Here is a 236-nt window from a genome sequence, read left to right as displayed (position 1 = left end):
CGGCCAGTCTTATCATTTTTTAGTAGCACTCAAGCGATCGTTGGTGATACCTATCCAGAAAACGTGATTTGGGATCATGATAAAACTCAGCGTTTTATCGACATGCTGCCATGCTATAAAAATGATATTGAAAATGAACGTAATGCGTTCATTTACCAAGAATCTCAAAATAAAAATAAACTAGGGTGCTATATTAATAATCTAATCGGGCATTATTCAAGACTGCTCTTTATACG

The 236-nt window shown here is 35.2% G+C and carries 1 protein-coding gene; it reads left to right on the top strand.

Annotated elements, in window-relative coordinates; all coding sequences use genetic code 11:
- On the top strand, nt 1-236 hold a 236-nt coding region (locus AAEZ06_RS28265), incomplete at both ends, for a hypothetical protein (protein WP_350617521.1).

The sequence above is a fragment of the Pseudomonas sp. HY7a-MNA-CIBAN-0227 genome, from assembly GCF_040310325.1.
Classification (GTDB): Bacteria; Pseudomonadota; Gammaproteobacteria; order Pseudomonadales; family Pseudomonadaceae; genus Aquipseudomonas.
Note: the sequence above shows the minus strand (reverse complement) of the source record. Positions and strands in the feature narration are given on the sequence as shown.